Source organism: Geodermatophilus sp. SYSU D01036, from assembly GCF_054050435.1.
In genome coordinates this window covers 198624-219998 of sequence record NZ_JBJGZJ010000003.1, presented here as the reverse complement: position 1 = coordinate 219998, position 21375 = coordinate 198624, and the positions used below count along the sequence as shown (strand labels likewise).

General features: G+C 68.9%; 15 protein-coding genes. 7 read left to right on the top strand and 8 right to left on the bottom strand.

The genetic code is table 11. The features are described from left to right. Positions 1 to 303: 303 nt before the first annotated feature. Positions 304 to 807, top strand: a complete 504-nt coding sequence (locus tag ACI8AR_RS05540) for an acyltransferase (protein ID WP_457050187.1) — start codon at positions 304 to 306, stop codon at positions 805 to 807. A 491-nt stretch (positions 808 to 1298) separates the two neighbouring features. Here ACI8AR_RS05540 and ACI8AR_RS05535 read toward each other — a convergent pair whose 3' ends face one another. After that, positions 1299 to 1820, bottom strand: a complete 522-nt coding sequence (locus ACI8AR_RS05535; protein WP_457050090.1) for a helix-turn-helix domain-containing protein — start codon at positions 1818 to 1820, stop codon at positions 1299 to 1301. A gap of 248 nt (positions 1821 to 2068) precedes the next feature. On the opposite strand from ACI8AR_RS05535, the gene ACI8AR_RS05530 reads away from it, so the two are divergent. Then, complete coding sequence (locus ACI8AR_RS05530) at positions 2069 to 3103, top strand: acyltransferase family protein (RefSeq protein WP_457050089.1); 1035 nt, start codon at positions 2069 to 2071, stop codon at positions 3101 to 3103. A gap of 159 nt (positions 3104 to 3262) precedes the next feature. Here the strand turns inward: ACI8AR_RS05530 and ACI8AR_RS05525 are convergent, their stop codons facing one another. The 3 genes from ACI8AR_RS05525 to ACI8AR_RS05515 form a co-directional block, all read right to left on the bottom strand. Further along, entirely contained in the window at positions 3263 to 3988 is a 726-nt protein-coding gene (locus ACI8AR_RS05525) for an FkbM family methyltransferase (protein WP_457050088.1), read from the bottom strand. Between the two features lie 575 nt (positions 3989 to 4563). Continuing rightward, positions 4564 to 5658 (bottom strand): glycosyltransferase family 4 protein, encoded by a 1095-nt coding sequence (locus ACI8AR_RS05520; protein ID WP_457050087.1) that lies wholly within the window; start codon positions 5656 to 5658, stop codon positions 4564 to 4566. Further along, positions 5655 to 6716 (bottom strand): glycosyltransferase, encoded by a 1062-nt coding sequence (locus tag ACI8AR_RS05515; protein WP_457050086.1) that lies wholly within the window; start codon positions 6714 to 6716, stop codon positions 5655 to 5657. The genes ACI8AR_RS05520 and ACI8AR_RS05515 overlap by 4 nt, the downstream gene beginning before the upstream one ends. A 128-nt stretch (positions 6717 to 6844) precedes the next feature. Here ACI8AR_RS05515 and ACI8AR_RS05510 point away from each other — a divergent pair, with 128 nt between their 5' ends. Next, positions 6845 to 8149: a glycosyltransferase family 4 protein gene (locus tag ACI8AR_RS05510; protein WP_457050085.1), complete on the top strand. Its 1305-nt coding sequence runs from the start codon at positions 6845 to 6847 to the stop codon at positions 8147 to 8149. A 3640-nt stretch (positions 8150 to 11789) separates the two neighbouring features. Here ACI8AR_RS05510 and ACI8AR_RS05505 read toward each other — a convergent pair. From ACI8AR_RS05505 to ACI8AR_RS05490, 4 genes are all read right to left on the bottom strand, one after another. Then, positions 11790 to 14222 (bottom strand): glycosyltransferase, encoded by a 2433-nt coding sequence (locus ACI8AR_RS05505; RefSeq protein ID WP_457050084.1) that lies wholly within the window; start codon positions 14220 to 14222, stop codon positions 11790 to 11792. Continuing rightward, positions 14219 to 15679, bottom strand: a complete 1461-nt coding sequence (locus ACI8AR_RS05500; RefSeq protein ID WP_457050083.1) for a lipopolysaccharide biosynthesis protein — start codon at positions 15677 to 15679, stop codon at positions 14219 to 14221. The genes ACI8AR_RS05505 and ACI8AR_RS05500 overlap by 4 nt, the downstream gene beginning before the upstream one ends. A gap of 222 nt (positions 15680 to 15901) precedes the next feature. Then, the gene (locus ACI8AR_RS05495) at positions 15902 to 16981 is read right to left on the bottom strand and encodes a glycosyltransferase (protein WP_457050082.1); all 1080 of its coding nucleotides are present in this window, start codon (positions 16979 to 16981) and stop codon (positions 15902 to 15904) included. Beyond that, the gene (locus tag ACI8AR_RS05490) at positions 16978 to 18156 is read right to left on the bottom strand and encodes a glycosyltransferase family 4 protein (RefSeq protein WP_457050081.1); all 1179 of its coding nucleotides are present in this window, start codon (positions 18154 to 18156) and stop codon (positions 16978 to 16980) included. Before ACI8AR_RS05490 ends, ACI8AR_RS05495 begins: the two co-directional genes overlap by 4 nt. 280 nt (positions 18157 to 18436) lie before the next feature. Between ACI8AR_RS05490 and ACI8AR_RS05485 the strand changes: the two genes are divergently transcribed. From ACI8AR_RS05485 to ACI8AR_RS05470, 4 genes are all read left to right on the top strand, one after another. Further along, entirely contained in the window at positions 18437 to 18877 is a 441-nt protein-coding gene (locus tag ACI8AR_RS05485; RefSeq protein WP_457050080.1) for a serine O-acetyltransferase, read from the top strand. 109 nt (positions 18878 to 18986) lie between these two features. Beyond that, a complete protein-coding gene (locus tag ACI8AR_RS05480; protein WP_457050079.1) occupies positions 18987 to 19238 on the top strand; it encodes a PqqD family protein in 252 nt (83 codons plus the stop codon). After that, the gene (locus ACI8AR_RS05475; protein ID WP_457050078.1) at positions 19219 to 20424 is read left to right on the top strand and encodes an asparagine synthase-related protein; all 1206 of its coding nucleotides are present in this window, start codon (positions 19219 to 19221) and stop codon (positions 20422 to 20424) included. The genes ACI8AR_RS05480 and ACI8AR_RS05475 overlap by 20 nt, the downstream gene beginning before the upstream one ends. After that, positions 20421 to 21365, top strand: a complete 945-nt coding sequence (locus tag ACI8AR_RS05470) for a hypothetical protein (protein ID WP_457050077.1) — start codon at positions 20421 to 20423, stop codon at positions 21363 to 21365. Before ACI8AR_RS05475 ends, ACI8AR_RS05470 begins: the two co-directional genes overlap by 4 nt. Positions 21366 to 21375 lie beyond the last annotated feature (10 nt).

Genomic DNA, 21375 nt, shown 5'->3' with positions numbered 1-21375 from the left:
GCCATCTCTGACACCATCCTGCAGCCATCGCAGGAGATCGATCCTCCCTCACCACCTCAACTAGGCGTCGGGTTTTCACCCCAGTGCCCGACGCCGCGGCGACACCAGGGCACTTTCTGAGACGGACTCCGGCGAATGCGAATGCCCCGGCGCAGCGAGAACGAGGTCGCGTCGAAGCGACCTCGTCCCCGCTGCCGTGGAACGGCATGACAGCACGCGACCACCGCCATCGACGACTGCACTGCTCTCTGGCGCGACCGCGATGACCTGTTGACCGCCAACCTTCAGTATGTTGGCTGCGTGATGGGGACCAAGGGGCGACTGGCGGCCTGGATTGCTGCACACGAATTGACACCCAACCGGTTCCGCCCCAGGCTTGTGCGCTCTTTGGGGGTCCACGTGGACTCGACAGCCATCATCTTCGCTGGGGCCCGCTTCACGGAAGAGGCTGGAGTGACGATTGGTGCACGGTCGTTCATCAATCGGGATTGCTTCATCGACGCATCGGCCCCTGTAGCCATTGGCGCAGATGTCGCGTTAGGAAGCGGCGTCTCCATCCTCACGTCGGTACACGACTACAGCGACCCCCGACGACGCGGGGGGCCCAGAACGTTGCTACCCGTCTCGATCCACGATGGCGCCTGGATCGGCACACGAGCCCTGATTCTCCCCGGAGTGACAGTGGGGGCGGGAGCGGTGGTGGCTGCTGGCGCGGTCGTCACACGTGACGTGCCCCCGAACGTGTTGGTCGCCGGTGTGCCTGCACGGCCTATGAAGCCACTCCCATCAGCACACGACGGTGGATGACCGCGCGCACCGAGTCCAAAGCGATCAGGAACGCCGCATCCGCCACGCTCTCCTGCGTCATGGCCTTACGGCCTCGTGCATGGTTAGCGGCGGGCGGTCGATGACCTGCTCGGGGCAAGTTCGATCACGCGGCGGTGCCAGCCGGTAAGGCCTTGGTGAGCGGTGGAGCGGTTCGGATCGGGGGGCTCGTTCCTGGCTGGAGACCAGTCCGGCGACCGCAGGCAGCATCGTCTCGAGGTGGTCTCGGCGGCCGAGGTGGCGAGTCAAGGCTCGCCAGTTCTTCAGGTGGCTGATGCCGTGCTCGACGCAGATCCGCTTCGAGGAATGGGCTCTACGTTCGGCCTCGTGCACCGCGGCGACGGCGGGGAAGACCGGGATCTGGTTGTTCCGCCAGGCCGGCCTGGCGCACCTGAGTCAGATCGTGAATGGCGCCCGGCCGGATGTGCCCGCAGAACAACCGCTGCCCCTCCGCATCGGTGATCACCAGCGCCTTACGGTGTTGGCCCGGGTCTTGCCCGAGACCAACCGCTGCCGCCGGCCCGGCCGGCCGCCGGGCGACGGACCCGCACCTCGGTCGCATCGAGCAGGCCGAGCTGTCTGCTGGCGCCCACGTGGGCGACCACGTCGGCCAGGGTGCGCAGCCGGAGCCCGCCCCCCACGGTGCAGCCGCGCTCGGCCAACAGCGGGCGCACTTCCGCAATGGCCCGAGTGATCGTCGAACGGGACACCCCGAACCAGCAGGCCAGTACGTCGTGGGTGACCCCGTGGCGCAGGTGGACCAGGGTGGCCAGCAGCCGGTCGACGAACACCAGCCGGTATCGGGCGCCGGCTCCGATCGCCCGCCGACGCGGCCGATCGGCCAGCCGCGCGACCCGGCGCGCCTGCCAGCGCGGTCCCCGCTCGGCGACCAGCTCGGCCAGGACCTCTCGAGACAGTCCGGTCACCCGGCGATCGGCGACCGCGGCGGCACGGGGAAGAGTGCTCGACACATCTTGACCCTGCCCGTCCTGCACACAGCACGGTCAAGTCATCGGCTAACCATGCACGAGGTCGTAAGCGGGCCACTTCCGGCCGTCGGCTAACTGCACCTTGACGGCGCGCGCCGAGTCAAGGGGGCGAGAGTCTGCGGACACGGGGCGGACGGTAGGCGTCCGGACCGACACCTACTGTTAAGTCCGCAGGCGACTCATTGGCACCAACTTGGGGAAGCGAAGACGGTTCGACATGCCGATGCGAGAAGCGCTGAGGCAGGATCCCTCGGGTGACTGAGCCAGCCTTTGAGCACAGTCGGCTGCCCCGGTTGACCAGCCTGCGTGCGTTCGCGGCCCTAGCGGTCTTCCTGTTTCACGTCGGCCGGGACGTCGGCTGGGCGCCGGCCGCCAAGATCTTCTCTCAGAGCTACATCGGCGTCGGCTTCTTCTTCGTGCTGTCCGGTTTTGTGCTTGCTTGGACGGCCAGGGAGGGCACCGCCGCACGCACCTTCTACTGGCGCCGGTTCGCTCGCATCTATCCCGTCTACCTACTCACCTTGCTGGCGGCCGCCGCCTACCTCGGCGTCACCGGCCACCCAAATTTGGCGGCCCTGCTGCTGGCGATTGTCCTCGTGCAGGCCTGGACGGACTCCATACCGCTGGCCTTCAGCGTCAACGGCCCCGCTTGGTCGCTCTCCTGCGAGGCCGCCTTCTACGCCGCCTTTCCCGGGCTACGACGCCTTGCCGCGCGCCGCTGGGCGCCAGCGGCCGTGGCCGGCTGGTGGCTCGCCGCCATCGTGCTCAGCGAGGTGCTGAACCGCACTGGACACCCAGTTGCCGCGCTGGTGAACCCGCTCCTGCGCGGCAGCGAGTTCGCCATCGGAGTTCTGCTAGCAGGCGCGCTCCGCACCGGCCGGGTGCCGCGGATCCCGCTCCCCGTAGCACTCGGGCCCCTCCTCATCGGCGCGCTGGCGTGCCGGGCGTTACAAGTGCCCAGCCCGTTGCCGGAGACGCTGCTGGCGCCAGCGTTCGCACTCGTCATTGCCTGGGCCGCCCAAGCGGACCGCGCCGGCCGCCGCGGTTGGTTGACGCACCGCTGGCTCGTTTTCGCCGGGGACGTCTCCTACGCCTTCTACCTCGTCCACGCGTTCGTCCTCGAGCGGCTGAACGAGCACATCGCCACCCCGGCCGCCGTAGCCGCGCTCGGCCTCGTAATTGCCACGGCGCTCGCCTGCCTGCTGCACGTGGCCGTCGAGCGCCCCTGCCAACGCCTGCTACTGGCGGCCACGGCCCGGCGGCCTAGCTGTACCGCACCGCGGAGCTGAAGGGCAGATGAGGGAGGGGGCAGCGGCCGCCACGTCGATCGCGGGAGCGAGGGCTAACCGCGGACTCGCGAGGTGCCGGCAGCACCACTGCCGCAGTTCCTAGCCAGACGTCCTCTCCGTCAATTCCTCAAGGCACGCGCCAATCACGTTGTGCACGCTCTAGCCTGCCGCCGCCCCTCGGGCAAACAGGCCGTCGAACTCGACCGGGATGAGTGGCCGGGGATGCTCGTGCACGGGATAGAGGCCAACCAAATCAAAACCCGTGTCGAGGATGCTCTGCACGAACGCAGGTCCGCTGGGCGCCCCCTCGTACAAGCCGAACATGGGGACTTCGACTTGCAGGGCCGCAGCACGGGTTAGGAAGTTGGGTGAGCCTGCGATGACAGCAGGATCGTGCCCTTGGGTGTCGATCTTCACCAAAGTCGTTGTCGGGTTGAGTTCGAGTTCAGCTGCGACGTCATCAAGGCGGCGCACGGGCACTCGCTTGACGTCCTGCACGGTTAGGCCGAAGTGCTCGCGACCATAGTCAGACGGCTTCCGCAGGCTGGTGAACTCCTCGTGCTCGGCGTACACGAACAACTCGGCGACACCTGATGTGTCGCCAAGGGCGATCTGCCGGGCAGACCTATTGCCGGCCGTCTTACTGGCCAGCGCTCGGAACGGCCGCTCCGACGGTTCAAAGCTGACAATCCGCCCCGCATACCCGTGTTGCCTCAGTCGGCTGGCGTAGGAGCCGACGTGTGCGCCCATGTCGAGGACGGTGTCGATGCCTCGATCAGCGATCACCCGCTGGAGGTCACGGTCGAGGGAGCCCTCGAGTGGGATCTTCTGCAACTGGTAGCCGAAGCGGCCGAGAATACCTTGGATACGCCCCCAAAGTGTCACCCTGGCAGACTGCCACGACTGTCGTCCGCCAGCCATCCCGGTTAAGAGGCCGCTGCTACCGCTCAAGATAGGATGTTGTGGGCAGGTAGGCGGATTGGGCGGCTATTGCGTCACAAGCATTAGTACAGCGTGTCGCCGGTGTGCGACGGGTCAACCGGCGACCCGGACCCGTTCCGGGCGCACGCACGCCAGGTGCTTGCCGGCGCCGTAGTCGTGTTGCATCACGTACTCCACCTGCGCGACCCATCCGCGGTCGTCGTTGCCGAGCAGCTACCGCGACTGGAAGCCGGGCCATCAGCGGCCGTCCTCCTTGACCTCGACGGGTTCGCGGCGGGTCGACGGGGCGCTCCTCGAGCAGGCGGATGGGGCGGTCACCGCATGGGTGGGGTGGTCGGCTCTGGCACCGCAGACGCCGTGGGCGGGGTCGGATAGATGGGCGGTGTCCACGGACCGTTCGGGGTGGTGCCTCCGTCGCACTCAAGCGGGCGCGGGGCGGTCTCGGTCACCAAGAAGCCCTTGCCCCGCGCGCTTGTGAAGCTGAGGAGACGTCCGCCTGACTCAGTGAAGCCACAGTGTCAGCGGCTGAAGTTTGCCTCTAGGTAGAACGAGCGGTAGCGCTCAGCGACCCGACTCCAGTCGAGGCTCGCTGCCCATGCTCGGCCCGCTGCCGCCGGCGTCGGATCTCGAAGCTCCGCCACCAAGGCTTCGGCGAGCGCCGTAGGGTTGCGGACGTCCACCGCGCGCCCGAGCCCGCCGGACGCTTCTGTGAGTCCGGTTCCTCGCGCATACACGAGCCCTCGCCCCGCAGCCAACGCCTCGACGGCCACGAGCCCGAACGGCTCTACCCTGCTGGGAACCACCACAACGCGACTCTGTCTCAACATGGCAACCAGCGCCGGCCGATCGAGTGGTCCAACGAAGTCAACACCCTCTACACCGATGGACCTCAAGTGCTCGGCTTCCTCGCCGGCCCCGCCGAGGAGCAAGCGCACTCGAGGCTCCACCTGCCTGACGAGCGGCAGTGCTCGCAACAAGAGGTCGAATCCCTTCTGCGGGACGTGTCGACCCCAGGCGGCTAGTACTGGTTCCTCAGGTACCGGCATCTGCGGCCACGCGCCCATGTCTACGCCGTTGAGGACAACCTCGGCTCTCGCGAACACTGGCGCTACGGATGCCGTCGCCCTCACTGCCCACGCGGAACACGCGGTCAGAGCGGATGCATGGGTGGCCTCATGTCTGAGTGACCAGCGCATAAAGGCGCTGTGCTGGAAGAGCCCCTGGGCGTCCATCGCCGTTTCCCCGTGCGTCGACAGCACCAAGCGCACACCGCGACGTCGCGTGTAGGCACCGAGGGTGGGCAATTGGCTCGACGCGCAGTGCACATGGACGACGTCGGGTTGCTTCAGTTCTTCCAGCAACTGGACATGACGACGGCGCTCGCGGAAAAAGCGGAGGACGGCGGAGGGACGGGCCGCAGGCAAGGCGAACGGCAGCCGCATGACATCGACGCCTTCCACCACATCCTGTTCTGGCAGATCGAGCGGCCAGCGGTTGGTGACGACGAGGACCTCGTCGCCGGCCGCCTGCAGATGCTGGGCGAGACGCAGCGCCACCTCCTCGACTCCTCCCCTATGGGGGGCGAAGGCACTCGGCGCCAACCAGACCCTCATCGCGGCCGGCGCTCAGGGAGACTGGCCAAGAGTTCTGCGGCGAACTGCCGCGCCCGAGCACTCCAGTCGAGCTCGTCCGCCACAGGCGCCGGCCGTGGTCCGGCCAACGCCGTGCGCACGGCGGACGTGAAGCATGCCGGCGACGTGACGTAGATGCCGGGACGACCGCCCATCAGGTGGAAGCCGCTCGTCGGAGTGGCCACCACGGGCCTTCCGCTGGCGAGGTACTCGTAGGACTTAATGGCGTCGAGACTCAAGGTGAAGGACGTGACCACATGCGGGCTGAGGACGACGTCCAGACCTTTAGTCCTCGACGGCACGTCGGCCGAAGGAACCGGGCCGTGCAGGACCACCCTTGGATGGGCCCGCAGCCTGCCTCGGCTTGCGTCGTCCAGCGCGTCCGGACCAATGAGATGCAGCGTGCCGATCGCCTCGTCATCGGCCACGTGGAGGACGAGGTCGACGTCCAGGCGTTCTGGCTGGAGCGTCCCGACGTACCCGACGTGCGGGCCAGGACCGTCGTAGCGGTGCGGGACCGCTGCACGCCAGGCCGCCCCGTCGACCCCGTTGTGCACCACTGCTGCCTCGACGGAGTAACGCTCCTGCCACCTGTCGCGCAGTTCCTCGCTGCAGACGACTGTGCGCGCCCTCCGGGCGAGTAGGTCCTCCGCCTTGATGATGCGTTGGACGATGCGGGGCGGGAAGTCGTACGAACGCCAGTCGTCGGTCACGTCATAGACCACTGGCTGCCCGCGGCGGAGACAGTGGACGCCGAGCGCGGGGTCGTTGACCCAGAGGACGTCCGCCCTTCTCAGCGCGCCGAGCCGCAGCCTCGTCCCGAGCTCCACGAGCCCTCCCGCCCGCTTCGGCAGACGCAGGGTCAAGGGGACAGCTCGGACTCCAGGGAGCGGTGTCCGCGGCCGAAGCCGGCGACGTCGCAGCAGCGGCGGCTCGAGGAAGTCGATCGAGTCAACGAGACCCGAGCCGACGAGATGAGCGGTCAAGTGCTGGTTGCGCCGCCAGATCGCGTCCCAGTCCTCCAGGCTGATGAGGGCCACGCGGGGTGACCCGGGCTCCGCCCGCTCGCGCACTAGCAGCCTCCTGCCTCCGCCCCCGCGCAGGTCGCTGTGCGGCAGCGCCACGCGAGCAGAACTATAGTTCCGAACTCCCAGGTCAAGGAGGGCTTGTGCGGGTCGTTCGGGTCTACCACGCCGGACGGGATCCGGCACACCGCGCCCGCGAGCGGGCACTGACGGCACTGGGAATCGAGGTCACGCTCGTCGTCCCGCGGTCCTGGCCTGAGAGCGGGGCGGAGCTGAGCCTGTCGGACGAACCCTTTGAGGTCATTGAACTGGAGACCCGCCGAGCCGGTGACGTCAACCGTCACGTCTACCGCGATCCCACGGCACTGGTGGACCTCCTGTCCGCTCGCTCGCCCGATGTGCTCGACGTCCACGAGGAACCGTTCAGCCTTGCGGCACGCCAATGGCTCCGGGTCGCTGGGACCTGCCCCGTCACCATGTACACGGCACAGAACGTGGACAAGCGTCTACCGCCACCGTTCGCGCAGTACGAGACCGCGACCTACCGCCGCGTCCAGGCGCTCTATCCCTGCACACGGCAGGCGGCGGCTGTCGCACGCGGCAAGGGCTTTGCCGGCCGCATCGAGGTGCTCCCGCTGGGCGTCGACCCGATGTACTCCCTCGGTGCCCAAGCGGCGGGCGACCACGAGATCCGTATGGGGATCGTGGGGCGATGGGTACCCGAGAAGGGGATTCAGGATGCGATCCGGGTCCTGGCATCGCTCCGGTCCCACAGGCCCACTCGGCTCCTGGTCATCGGCGCGGGGCCGGAGGGTGGTCCGGCGGGGGAACTGGCCCGGGCCATGGGCGTCGCCGAGGCGGTCGAGTTCCTCCCGTGGCAGTCGGAGGCGGCTCTCGCCCGCCTCTACCGGGGCCTGCACGTCGTGCTGGTGCCCAGCACCCGCACCCAGACATGGGTGGAGCAGTTCGGCCGCATCATCCTCGAGGCGCAGGCCTCAGGAGCGGTCGTAGCCGGCTACGCGTCCGGGGCGATCCCGGAGGTGGGCGGTCCCGCCGCGGTCCTCGTACCAGAGGGAGACGTGGACGGCCTCGCGCTCGCTGTGCGTGCCACCGTGGACGACGCGTGTCGGTACACGGAGCTCCGCGCACGGGGCGCGCAACAGGCTTCTGCTGCCCGTTGGGACGCCGTCGCCTCCCGGCAGGCTCAGCTCTACGAGGACGTACTCAGCGGACGGCACGGGCAGGTTCCACTGCCCCGTAGTCCACGGCTGCGGCGCCGCATGGCTGTCGCCGAGTTCGGTCAGACCGCGACACTGTCTGGCGGGGTGCGGCGCCCCTTCGCCGCACCCGTGCTGCGCCGTGACGCAGCATGGACGCGAGCAGCGGGTCGCGTCGTCGATGCTCTGCAGGAAGGCGCCCTGTCGATCGCCGATCGGCTCAGGACCTAGCGGCAACCCGGAGGGTCGCTGGCGCGGTAGAGCGTGGCAGACCAACGACCGCGTGTTGCGGCCGGTCCTGTCTCGATCTGCCCCTGACCGGGTCAGCGGTCGCGCATTCCGGTCCTCCGGCGGCTCGCGGAAGTCCAACGGCCTCCACCGTTGCTGCTGCAGGCACCCGCTGCGTTCTCCTGCCCAGGCGATCAGCGAGAGGATTCACCGGCCTGGGGGATCTTCTGACCGCGGCAATCGCCCGATGCATGAGTGTGGGGTTCCGCGAGTCGTGCGTACTGTTGGCAGCGCTGTTCGCACTGTCGATGTTGACATCGACGGCGGACGCGACTGGGCCAGCGACCGTGTCCCCGGACTCCTTCACCACTGCGGTTCCGGTGTGCGGCGTCGTCGATCCAACCGCTCAGCCAGGGCTGACCTCGGCGACTCCACGCGTCATCACGGTCGCCGGTGCGGTGTCCGACTTCGCCGTGAACGGAGGCCAACTCTTCGTCCGCGATGACACCCAGGGCATCATCCGTGTGCTCTCACTCGACGGGACTCCCGTGCGGACCGTGGACGTCGAAGGGGAGTCGGGGCTCGCGGTGGATCCCTCTGGCGCCACGTACACCTACAACCGCGAATTCACCCTGGTGAAACGCGCATCCACGGGGCAGGTGGTCTGGACCCTCCCCTGGCAATTCAGCCTCCCGGCTCCCATGACGGCCGTATCTGGCCTGCAGACTCCTTCTGGTTGGCGCCTCGTCGTGAGTGACCGGGTGTCGGGCACGACAGCACACTTGTTCGACGAGACCGGCACGCCTCAAGGCACGGCACCCTGGGCGAGCGGCAGCGAGGGGCACCTGACGCCGCTTCCCGACGGAGGAGCACTCGTCCGCGGTCAAGGCGGGTTCCGGCACTACGACGCGGCTATGCGTCTCGTCAATGAGGTCACTTACCCCCGCGCCACGGGCGCTGCCACCGGCGCTCCCTTGCCGCTCTACGACGGACAGGCTGTGTTGGGCTCGACCGGTCGATATCTCCTGCTGGCGGGCTACCAGGGCCTCGTCATCACGGACACGAACGGCGTGGTCACGGGCACCGTTTCGACGGCCGTGCTCGGGCAACTGCCGCACAACCCGGCCGCCGCCGTCGTCGGATCCGACCTCTACTACGCGAGCGGCGCCCCTTTCACCTCTGACCAGGCCATCTCAGTCCTACCCCTCGCGACCGTCGAGGCGTTGGCCGGCCCACCCGATGCACCGGTTCTCGGTCTCGGGGCAGGCCTGGTGACAGCGGCTCCCGACCAGTGGTTCCCCACCGGCACGACGCCGGAGGTACGAGCGGTATTCGACCCGTCCTGGTCGGCACGGACGGGGACCTGGGTTGTGAGCTACACCGTGCGCTCAGCCGAGCAGGTCCGCAGTAGGACCACGGTCCCGGCCCGGAGCCTTACCGTCGGCGCCGCCGTGGTCCCTGGTGGCGCTGCCCTCACCGTCCCGACGCCCCGCCCCGGCGTCTACGAGGTGGACGCCCGCCTCCTCCACGACGGCCGGGCTGTCAGCGGCACGTGTTTGCACTATGCCGTGGGGGCTCCCGAGCACACTTTGCGGATCGGTGACCTCCCGCCCGGTGCGGACGGGGGCGGTCCCCGACCGGCACGAGCCGTCGCGCTGGCCGACGTGCTCGGCACGGGTGCCACGCGAGTCCAGCTCGACTGGCGGCAGCTGTACCGGGACGGCGCCTTCCACTGGGAGGCTTACGCCGCGGACCTCACCGCCGCCGCAGCGTTGGCCGAACGCACAGGGGTGGCCCTGGTCGTGCAGGTCGGGCAGGGAGGGCCAGAACGAGCCTTCGTCGACGACGGCACCTGGGAGCGCAAGGTCCGCGAGGTCGTCGCCCACTTCAGCGACCGAGTCGACGCCTGGGAAGCATGGAACGAACCGAACGCGACCTTCGGCTCGGCCGCGGACTACGTCCGCAGAGTGCTGGAGCCCTTCCACCGGGCGGTCAAGTCCGCCGATCCGACCGCAACGGTCGTCGGCGGCAGTGTCGTCGGGATGGACATGGGCTACTGGCAGGGGATCATCCAGTCCGGCGGACTGGCGTCCCTCGACGTCCTCGGACTCCACCCCTACTCGGGTCACAACCGCTCCTACGAGGAGCAGGGGACCCCGGATATGATCCGCCGGCTGCTCGATCAGGCCCGAGCGGTGAAGCCCGACGTCCGTGCGTGGGTCACCGAACTCGCCTGGTGGTCCGACGGCTCTTTCGACCTGTGGGCCCAGGCCGACTACAGCGCCCGCGCACAGCTGTGGCACCGTGCGCTGGGCGTCGAGCACTGGTCCTACTTCCTCCCCGAGGGCAACTGGGGGGACAGCGGCGTCACCTTCTCCGCCATCGAGATCGACGACTACGTCAAGCCGGCCGCGCTGGCCCTCATGACCAGCCGGTCAGTCCTGGGCACCAGGTCATTCACAGGCTGGGTGGGCACCGGCGTGCCGCACACCTACGCGGCGAGGTTCAGTTCGGGCCGCGGGGACAAGGCGCCCGTGCTGGCCGTATGGAGCGACGATCTCCGTACCGAAATACGCCTCCAGCCGAGGACTGGCCGCACGTCGGCGGTCACCCGCGTCGACGAGTTGGGCGCTCGGGGCTCGCTCACGATCACGGACGGCGGCACCTCCCTCGCTGTATCTGGCGCAGTCACCTACCTGGTCGGTCCCGCTGCGGAACAACTGGAGGTCATCGCGCCTGCGCCCTACGGGCCGAACGCGCTCGAAGGAGCATCGGCGAGCGCCAGCAGCGCACAGCTGCCGAACCCGGCAGCGGCTGCGGTCGACGGGGTGGCCGGCGCCACCTGGAACGCCCAGGAGTGGCCACAACTCGCCGCCTGGGCATCGGCCCCCGGCGATGAGCAGCCATGGCTCACCATGAGGCTCCGTCAGCGCTCGGTGATCGATCGGGTGATCGTCACCTCCCACTCTCTGGCGAGCGTTCCTCCCGGTCTACGCACGTTCACCATCGACGTCCGTGATGGCGCAGACGCACCGTGGGTCGCCGTCGCGGAGGCTCGCGACGTCTTCTACGAACGCAGCACAGAACTTGCCTTCCCATCCCGAGCCGTAACCGATGTGCGCGTGACCGTGGAGGCGGTCAACTACTCCGGCTACAACGGAGGCGCGCCCCCGACCTGGTGGCCTCTCGACGCCGCGAGCAGAGCTGAGTTCGGGTCAAGCGCGGCAGCCCCGGCCATCGTCCTCGAGGTGGCGGCGTACGACATCGAGCCGATACGGTCTCGCTCCGACGCGAACGCCGTCCCGCACACCGCGACGACCACGGACACCCCGACAACACGGACGTCCACGGACGCCACCACCTCACATGCAGCGTCGACCGCTCCCCAGGATCCCAGCGGCCTGGACGAAGGTGATGCCACCTCTATGACGCCGGCACCGGGACGTCCCCCGGCGGGGTCTGTGACACCGACACCGACACCGACACCGACGGCGGCGACCCTGGGCCCGGACCTTGGGGCGACTGACGGGATCGGCGCCACGAGTGGCCATGCGTCAGAAGCCGCTGCGCCCGCCAGCGAGTCCATGGCGGAACCTCAGCCAGCCGCGTCCCTCTTCGACGGGGATGTTCGAGTCACGGCGGGTCAGGGGGACTGGACCCGGTGGGCCGACTTCGTCGGGGTCTGTGCCGGCTCGTTGGCCGCAGCTGCCCTCGCCCGTCGCCTTCTACGGCGCTCCGTGCCTCGGCCGGCTCGCCACACGGCGCGGACGAGCGCCCGGAATGCGTTCGCTTGCACGACTGGGTCGAAGTCCGCGGCCAGCGTGGCCGAGCCCTGAGCGGCCAGACGACGCCGCTCCTCCGGTCGATCCCGCAACTGCAGCAGGTGGTCGACGAGGGCGGCCGCATCGTCGCCGACGGCCATCGCCTCCTCCGCGCCCACCGTGCGCGCACACTGCCGAGACGACACGACGGGTACCCCGCACGCCCACGCCTGCAGGATCGTCGTCTTCTGACCCGTCACCCTCCAGGCAGGTACCAGAGCGGCCCATGCTTCTCGGTAGACCTCGTGGATGGGGCCGGGAGGACGGACGTGCCGGACCCAAGGAAGCTCGAGGAAACGTTCCAGTGACGGGTGGACCCCCGGGCCCGAGACGACCTCGACCACGGGCGTCCCGTCACCGAGATCCCGGCGCACCAACTCGTCCAGGACGTCGACGAGCCCCTCGGCGTTACGTTCCTCGGCGAAGTTGCCCACCACGATGACAACGTCGCCGTCCGCGGCCGTCTCATAACGCGGCCACTGTGTGGGATCCAGGGTGAAGGGGAGGTATCTACGCCGAGCTCTCGGAAAGCGGATCGAAGCGCGCGCGAGTTCCGGTGGGCTGATGGCGGCGACCGCCAGGGGCTGTGCCCGCGCCACCGAGTACAGCGCCCACTCGACGCGGCGGAGGAGATGGGCCTGGGCTGATTGGGGCGCCAGTTCCATCATCTGCGTCAGTTCCTCCTCGAAGAGGTGCACTGACGGCAGTTGCCGCCACACCGGGCGGTACTCATCGTGGAGCCAGGGCCCGATGGTGACGGCGACGTCGGCATCGAAGGTCGCGACCAGGTCCTGCAGCTCGCGTTCCGCATCGACTCTCCGTCCGACCGCTGTCCGCAACGCCGTCCTCAGCCGCGCACCCCGCGTCCCCGGTGACGTAGGCCGGTGCGTTCGGACGGTGCGCGTCACCCCGGGGACACAGTCCGCACCAGGGCCGTCCTCCTCGCCGAGGAGCAGCAGGCTCACGTCGAAGTCCTCAGCGAGCGCGACGATCAACGCTCGATGACGCACGGCGAAGCCGTCGAAGGGCGTGTCCGCCACATCCCTGGGAAGAGCCACGACCAGGAGACGGAGTTGCGCACCCCTGGCGCGATTGACGGCCTCGTCATAGGCCTCCCGCAAATCGCGACCGAGCGCCTGCATCGAGAAGGTACCGGCCCACAGCATGCGGGCAGCGTCCTGGGCGGCGCTCAGTCCGCCTCGAACCACCTCCCCGACGGCCTCCGCCACCGCCTGTGGTTCCGGGGGTACCCGGTGGACGGCAGGGGGCTGGAGACGGTCGTCGAGCCACGGCAGGTCTGAAGTGACGACGCACGTCCCAGCCTGAAGCGCTTCGAGCACCGCGTAGGGCGCACCGCAGTCGGCCTTCGTGGGGGCGATGAGGAGGTCGACCCGCGGCAGGACGTCCGCCAGGATTCTGTTCCGGTCGGCATCCACGATCACCTCCACCCCCGCTTGCGCGGTGAGCCCACGCGCGTTCGCCTCGGTGGTGGCGACGATCATCCGCCACCTGGAGTCGACTGCTCGGAGGAGGCGAAAGGCTTCCAGCGCGACAGGCCCACCCTTGGCAGTGAACGCTCGAGCGATCACACCCAGTGTCCAACCGTCGCCCCGCTTCTCTGGCACACGAAGTTGGGGAAGTCCGGTGGAGATCACCTTGACCTGCCGGCGTGACACTCCGCGGTCGACCAGCCAGTCGCGGAATGCCTCGCTGTACACGGTCATGACATTGCCATAGGACGGGTGCAGCCACGGGGTGTGCACAGTCCACCACCGTGACAACCACTGCTCGAGCCGCTGAGCCACGGCAACGCGTGCGGCGCTCCATCCGTCCCGGGCGCGGTAGAGGTCGCTCAGCGGATAGCCGGCGCTCGATACGACGGGAGTCCTCTGCCCTAGTTGACGTACTGCAAAGAGGTGTTGGTGCACGACGTCGTAGGTCCCGGGCTCGATCGACACGTGCCAGACCGGTTCGCGGAACATCACTCCCATTCGCCTCAGCGCCAGCTCGACCGTCCGGGCAACGAAGACGAGGACATCACGACGGCCAGGACCCCGACGCCACGGTTTCCGACCGAGGACGCGGAGCGTCCCGTCTTTCAATGCCTGGTCGTAAGTGGTGTACGTGACGCCACCAGGAGGCTCGGCGAGAAGCGAGTCGGTGTACGACGTGTCACCGGAGAGAGGGTCCCGGTGCGCCAGCGGACTGAACAGCAAGACATGAAGCGGTCGGGCTCCAGGATCGACGGCAGTCATGCCGTCGGCTCGCCATCCCGTGCGCGGCGAACGAGCGGCAGGCGCGTCGACATGCGAGAGAACACCTTTCGGAGGACGGCGGGCAAGGCTGTTTCGATGGCCTGTGCGTCCTCATCCTCGAGTCGCAGAGCCGGTCGAGTCATGAGAAACAGGAGCAGCACCGTGCTACCCGCTGCCAGTGCAACGAGGACACCGCCGATCGGGGACGGGATGCTCAAACCAGCGGCTAGTGCCACGGCAGCAGCGATGGGGCCGGAGACGAACGGCAGGCTCGACCGGGCGACCATCCGCAGTGAGGAGTCCGTCCGACGAGCGACCAGCCGCGCGGTGAGGGCGAGGCTCAACATCTGCGCGCCGCAGTTGGCGATGACGGCGCCCGTCAGACCGAACGACGGGATGAGGCTGAACGCCAAGGCCGCATCGACCGCCAAGCAGATGATGTTGATCCTCAGGATTCCCGGTGCACTGCGCGTCGCGAAGGCGAAGGCGTTCAAGGGCGAGGCGACGGACTGGACACAACTGACCAGGCCTAGAGCGATGAAGGCCCCCTCGGCTGCCTCATAGGTCTCGCCGAAGAGAGGGCCCAGGAGGATGGTCGCCGACGGCAGGATCAGAGCTGCGGACGCTCCGCCGAGCAAAGCGCTCGTCCGGAGCGCGCGGGCCAGTGCTCGCTCAGCCAGGTGCGGAGCCGACGCGACCAGGGCGGCGCTGGCGGGGGCTATGGGGCCCATCACCGAGTCGACGAGCACGGTGATCTTTCCTGCGACCGTTGTTGCCACCGCATACAGCGCCACAGGGAGGACGGCGTCCTGCAACTCCAGGACGAAGATCTCGCTCCGTCCGAACACCAGGATTCCCACGAGTCCACTGAGATAGGCGCTGACCGCATACGTACGGAAGCCTACGGGGAAGCGCCAAGGCAACAACGGCGTCAGGACGGCCCGACGCATATGACTGGGTAGAGCCAGGAAGGCCAACAACGGGCCGATCGTCGTCGCCGCCACCTGTACCGCCCACGTGGCGGTCGCGGTGTGCTGTGTCGTCGCAGTTCCCGCCACCGCCACCGATGACGCAAGATTCATCACGAGCCCGAAACGTGCCACCAGGGCATTGCGGGCGGTGCCCATGAGAACCACTGAACTCGTCTCGACCGCTGCATAGGCCACGTTCGACCCGACGGCCACGAACAGGAACGGGAGAGCGGCGTCCCGGAGGAGGAACCACGTCACCAGGGCGGTGATCGGCCCCTGCACGAGGAGGTGGTAGCCGGCACATCGCCGTACCAGTTCGGTGACGCCACTCCGGTCGCCGGTCGCGTGCATCGATGCCAACCACTGCATGGTTGCTTCGCTGATGCCGCCGTTCAGCGCCGGCAGCACCACGGCGAAGACCGCGACGTAGACGGCAAACCGCGCATACTCCGTCGGCCCCAACGAGTGCACCACGACGATGCTCACGGCGAAGCTCAAGGGCATGCTGACTAGCGAGGCCAGCAAGGTCCATAAGGAGCCCCGGACTGTGTCCCGCTGGAGGTGCGCACGCCTCTCGGCGGCGTCGTCCCTTTCTCCCGCGCTCGGTAAGTGCTGAGTCACGACAACCTCTGACCGGACGACCGAGCTGCTCCAGACACACGGCGACGATCGACAGCTCGGATGAGGCGGCACATACGGAGCGTCGACTCAGACGTGCGTCTCACTGAGCACTCGGCTTACGGCCTCGTGCAACTCCTGGCGGAAGACAGGAGCGGTCCACCTCTCCCCGTGCTGACGGATGGCCTCTGCGTCCCACGAGCGCTCCGTGAAGTCGCGGATGGTCGCCCGGAGGGAGTCGATCGAGGTGGCGTCGAGCCAGGAGCCCGTCAGCCCGTTGACGCACGTCTCGAGGTAGCCGCCCTCACGGGTCGCCGCGACCGGGGTGCCGAAGCCGAACGCCTCCACGGGAGTCAGGCCGAAGTCCTCGAAGGAGCAGGCCAGCAGGCCCTCGGCACGGGCGTAGAGCCAGCGCAGTTGGGCGTCCGAGATCCCGACCAGCTGGTGAATGTTCGCCGGCCACCTCCGGTCCGGCTTGCTGCCCACGGTCACGAGGCACAGGTCGGGCATCCCGGCGACGGCGTGCGCCAGCAGGTCGGTGCGCTTGTATCCCCGGGGGCGGCCCACGGTGAGCAGGAAGCGCTCGGGCAAGCCGGGCACCGGCTCGTGCGGCCCCTCCGGGTCGAGACCGCGGGGAGGGTGCACCACAGTCGCCCCGATGCCGTAGGCCTGGTGGACCCGAGCAGCCACGTTGCGGGAGTTGGCCAGGTAACTGGCCGCCTCCAGTGCCGCGCTCCGGTCGAGCCGGCACAGGTACGGCCGCATCAGGCTGACCAGCGCCCGCTCAGCGGGACCCAGACCCATCTTGTAGTCGTCCCACTGGTGCAGCCATCGCGGGGGGTTGTGGCAGTAGACGATCTTCCGTCCGCGGACGCCCACCTTGTGTGCGAACCCTGAACTCGAGCAGAGGACGACGTCGCCGTACACCTTCCGCCGCCGGAAGACGTCGGCCAGCACCGGGAGCGCGAGCCGCGGGTCCCGTTGCAGCAGCGGGCCGCGCTGCAGCCAGAAGGTGTCGACGTCCAGGTCACGGAACTCGGGGTAGGTGCGGTCCGGGGCGTAGACCGAGGTGAGAATCGCCGACCCGGGGAACGCCCGTGCCATCTCTAGGACGACCCGCTCCGCCCCCCCGCGCTGGGTCAGGTAGTCGTGGACGATGACGACCTTCATGCTCTACCCCGTTCGTGTCGCGCCACGAGGTCGTCGTACACGGCCAGAACAGCCGGTGCGACGGCGCCCGGCGCGAAGTCCTTCGCGCGGGTCAGCCCGTTGCGCACCAGCCGCTCAGCCAGGGCCGGATCCCCGTGGAGTGCTCGAATCCGCTCCGCGAGCCCGGAGACGTCCCCCGGCTCGTAGAGCAGTCCGTCGACCCCGTCAGTGACGATCTCACCTGGCCCACCGGCACGCGAGGCCACCACCGGGACGCCGGCGGCCATCCCCTCCACCACCACCTGACCGAACGGCTCAGGAACGGTCGACGCGTGCACAAGGACGTCGAACTCACGAAGGGCACTCAGTACGTCGTCCACAAATCCACGAAACTCGACCTTCCCCTTCAGCCCCCGGTCCTCGACCAGCGCGTGCAGCTGCTCCACGTACTCGTCCTCACCAAACATCGCCGTACCCACGAGAACGAGACGGAACGAGAAAGGCAGCGAGCAGACGGCCCGCACCACCACGTCCTGCCCCTTCCACGGAGAGAGCCTGCCGACCATCCCGATGCGGAACTCGGCGCTCTCGGACCTGGGCGAAAGTGATGACGAGGACAGGGGGACGTCAAGCACGTCATAAACCGGCGCGACCAGGATCCGGCTCCGCCGAGTGGCCAGGACTCCTTGCTCCACGGTCTCCGCGGTCGCTCGGCTGATGCAGATGATGCGCGTGGGCAGGACGGCTAGCGCTAACCGGGCCGCGAGGACACCGAGCCGCGGTAGATAGTCCTCGGCTAAACGGTCCCGCACGTGCCACACGCTCGGCACGCCGGCTAGGCGAGCCGCGATGCACCCGTAGAAACCGGCCTTGAGTGTGTTCGTGTGGATGACATCCACCTGTCGCTGCCGGATTAACCGGCGGAGTCGCAGCGCGTATCCAGCGACTGTCAAGAACTGCGCCAGGGCCGCCGCAGGCGTACGTAGCCGTTCCTTCCGCATCTCCCGGGTCGACTCGGACAGCGGAAGGACCAAGACCTCGATGCCCTCAGATTCCAAGAGCGCCACGAGCGGCCCGTCCTCCGCCAGGACGACCAGCGGATCAACCTGCCCGCGAACGGCGGACAACAGCCGGACCAGCGCGATCTCACCACCCGACGGCTTCGCCGTGTGGCCGACGTACATGATCCGGTGCACTGCATGCCTTCCTGACGTGACCAACCGGGTCCAAGGTCCTGCTCAGTCGAGTATTTCTCGTTCACACGCCTGCTCCGAGCCGCGCACCAGCGCGCCGGCCCCGCACCGAACAGGGAGGATGCCGCACGTGGACACGGGCCGCCAATCACCTTCACACGCATCGGGGGAGTCATCCGCCTCGTCGCAATCACCCGGGTGGCGAGTCACACTGACGGAGGACCTACGGCACATGGCCGGTCTCTGGGGCGCCCCGCCGGGTCGGGCATTGCTGGAGGCCGTCGTGAAGGTCCTGCTGTACCCGCGCGTGCGAGCTGTCTTGTGGTTTCGCTTGAGTCATGCAATGTGGCAATGGCCGGCCCTACGGCCCGTAGCACTGCTCATCCAGGGACACGTCATCAAGATCGCGGGTGCGGAGATCCACCCTGCAGCTCAGATCGGCCCTGGGTTGAACTTGGTGCACAGTGTCGGCGTCGTGGTGGGTCACGAGGTCGTCGCGGGTGCCGGACTGGCGCTCTACCAAGGAGTCACCTTGGGGCATGGGGGCCGTACGGGGCAGCCGCGCCTCGGCGACAAGGTGCAGGTTTACGCCGGAAGCTCAGTGCTCGGAGGAGTCACCTTGGGCGACAACGTCGTCGTCGCCGCCGGCTCGGTCGTCATCGACGACATCCCCGACGGCCACGTCGCGCTAGGTACACCGGCCCGCGCCGCGCCACGGCGGTGAAGCCTGTGATCGACCCCAAACGGGTCAGCTGCGGATGAACCGGCAGGTCGCGGGCCATAACATCCGGAGAGGACTGGACCGATGGTCCTGCAGACAACGGGGAGGCGTCGTGCGACTGCGCTCAGGTGACCTGTCCACACGTGAGCTCGGGGACGAGATGGTGCTCCTGGACCTGCGGTCGTCCCGGTACCTGACCGTCTCTGGGGTCGGCGTGGACATCGTCTCGATGCTCGGCGAGGAGCGGACCGAGGACCAGCTGGTGTCCTCGCTGCTCGAGAGGTACGAGGTCACCGAGGACGTCCTGCGCGCTGACGTGAACGCCTTCCTGCGCGACCTCCGTGATGCCGGCCTCCTCGAGTGATCGCCTAGAGGGGGGGCCGGTCGCCGACGAGGCCTGGTACGAGCCGACGTCCTTCGAGGTCAGCGTCTCCTGGGTGTACGGGTGGGCTCCGGACGCCGTCGTTACTGACCCGTCCACGGAGCACCCGGCGGAGGCGCTCCGGGCCGTGCTGCGGGAGGAGGTCCTCGCGGGGCCCTGCGTGGTGCCGTTCTCGGGTGGGCGGGACTCCTCCCTGGTCCTGGCCGTCGCGTGTGACGTGGCGGCGGAAGCCGGCGTGGAACTCCCGACCGCCCTCACCTTCCGCTATCCCGGTGACCCGGCCGCCGACGAGGACGAGTGGCAGGACCTCCTCATGGACCACCTCCGGGGACGCGGGCAACGGCCGCCGTGGCTCATCCGGGACATCGACGACGAGCTGGACGTGGTGGGTCCCCTCGTCGCCCCGCTGCTCGCCGAGCGCGGGCACTCGCTCTGGCCACCGGCCATCGGGGCGACCGTCGCCATCGCCCAGGAGGCGGCCGGCGCCACGGTGCTGTCCGGAGAGCACGGGGACGAGGTACTGGGCGCCCGGCGGGCGACCATCCTCAGTGCAGCCGTCCGGCACCGGGGACGGCTCCCGTCACCCGGACGGCGGCAGGCCCTCCACGCGGCCCTCCCACGCGGAGTCGTCGCGGCCGGGATCCTCGCCTCCCGACGCCGCCTCGAGTGGCTCACCCCGGCAGCCGGCCGGCGGTCGCGCTGGCTCGATGCGCGGGAGAGCCTCCACGATCCTCTGCGCTGGGACAACGGCGTCCGGTCGACAGCGGCGCGGCGGGGCACCGTCCTGGGCTCACGCACCATGGAGGTCCTCACGCAGCGCTGGGGCAGCCGCCTGGCGGCCCCCTTGGCCCATCCGCGGGTGCTCGCCGCCCTCGCGTCCTTCGGTGGACCCCGGGGGCTCCCCGATCGTCGAACGGGTACCCGGCTGCTGTCCGGCGGATCGCTGCCGGAGGCGGTCTGCGCACGCCGGACGAAGGGGGTCTTCAACGGCTCGCGCTTCCACCGGCACACCCGCGCCGTGATCGAGAGGTGGTCGGGCGAGGGGGTCGACCGGCGATGGGTGGACGTCGACGCGCTCCGGGCGACTTGGACGGCCGACGTCCTCGACGCAGGCACGAGCAGTCTGCTCCAGGCCGCGTGGCTGGCGCAGCAGGGGGCAATCCGATGACGCACACCTACCGCGCCCACGGCCTCGTGATCGCGTCGTCGTACGACCTGCCCATGCCGACGGACGACAGCGGGACCGACCCCAACCTCACGGTGACCCGCGGCAGCGATGAACCGGTGCCGTCGGAGGACTCACCCGGCAGCTCGCCGTTGGCGCTGGCCGATGCCGACGGGAGGGTCTTCTACTCGTTCAGCCGGACGGAGCAGGGCGTCACCCTGCGCTGGCCGGGGCTGTGTGTCATGCGGGCGGACCCGGGAGTCCGCCACGTGGAGATCCACCACCAGCCCGGGATCGACGAGGCGTTCGTGTCCGTCCTGGTTGCGGGCGCGCTCGTGAGCCTGCACCTCACTCTGGCCGGCCGCCTCGTCCTCCACGCCAGCGCCGTGGAGGTCGCCGGTGCCGCAATGGCGTTCGTGGGGAGGGCCGGCATGGGGAAGTCCACCGTAGCGACCCTCTTCGCCCAGGCCGGCCACCCGCTCGTGACCGACGACGTCCTGCACGTCGCGTCCCTCCCGCCCCAGGACGTCGAGGTCCACCGCGGAGGCCTGGAGTCGCGGCTCCGGGACAAGGCAGCGGCACTGGCGGACGGGACGGCGGCGCGGCGCACGGCCGACGGCCGGACCGCGGTGGACCTGCCGATGACCACGTCCCCGCGCCTGCCCCTGCGCGCCTGTTTGGTCCCCCGGCCTGCTCCGGAAGCCCGTGCGGTGACGGTGCACCGGTTGAGCCCGGCGGAGGGCATGACGGCGCTCCTGCGTTTCCCCCGACTGCTGGGTTGGTGTGATCAGTCGACCCTGGCGCAACAGTTCACGCTCGTCGCCGACCTGGCTTCCGTCATCCCGGTAGCAGTCGTGGATCTCCCGTGGGGCCCGCCTTTCGACCCCACGGTTCCCGACCAACTGCTGGAGGCGCTCTGCGTCAACGGGATCACCGCCGGGTAGGAGACGGGCG

Bases quoted from the DNA above. Each gene is read 5' to 3' on its own strand.
- ACI8AR_RS05475 (WP_457050078.1), top strand. From the start codon at position 19,219: ATGCCGGCCTCCTCGAGTGATCGCCTAGAGGGGGGGCCGGTCGCCGAC.
- ACI8AR_RS05540 (WP_457050187.1), top strand. From the start codon at position 304: ATGGGGACCAAGGGGCGACTGGCGGCCTGGATTGCTGCACACGAATTG.
- ACI8AR_RS05520 (WP_457050087.1), bottom strand. From the start codon at position 5,658: ATGAGGGTCTGGTTGGCGCCGAGTGCCTTCGCCCCCCATAGGGGAGGA.
- ACI8AR_RS05470 (WP_457050077.1), top strand. From the start codon at position 20,421: ATGACGCACACCTACCGCGCCCACGGCCTCGTGATCGCGTCGTCGTAC.
- ACI8AR_RS05505 (WP_457050084.1), bottom strand. From the start codon at position 14,222: ATGACTGCCGTCGATCCTGGAGCCCGACCGCTTCATGTCTTGCTGTTC.
- ACI8AR_RS05495 (WP_457050082.1), bottom strand. From the start codon at position 16,981: ATGAAGGTCGTCATCGTCCACGACTACCTGACCCAGCGCGGGGGGGCG.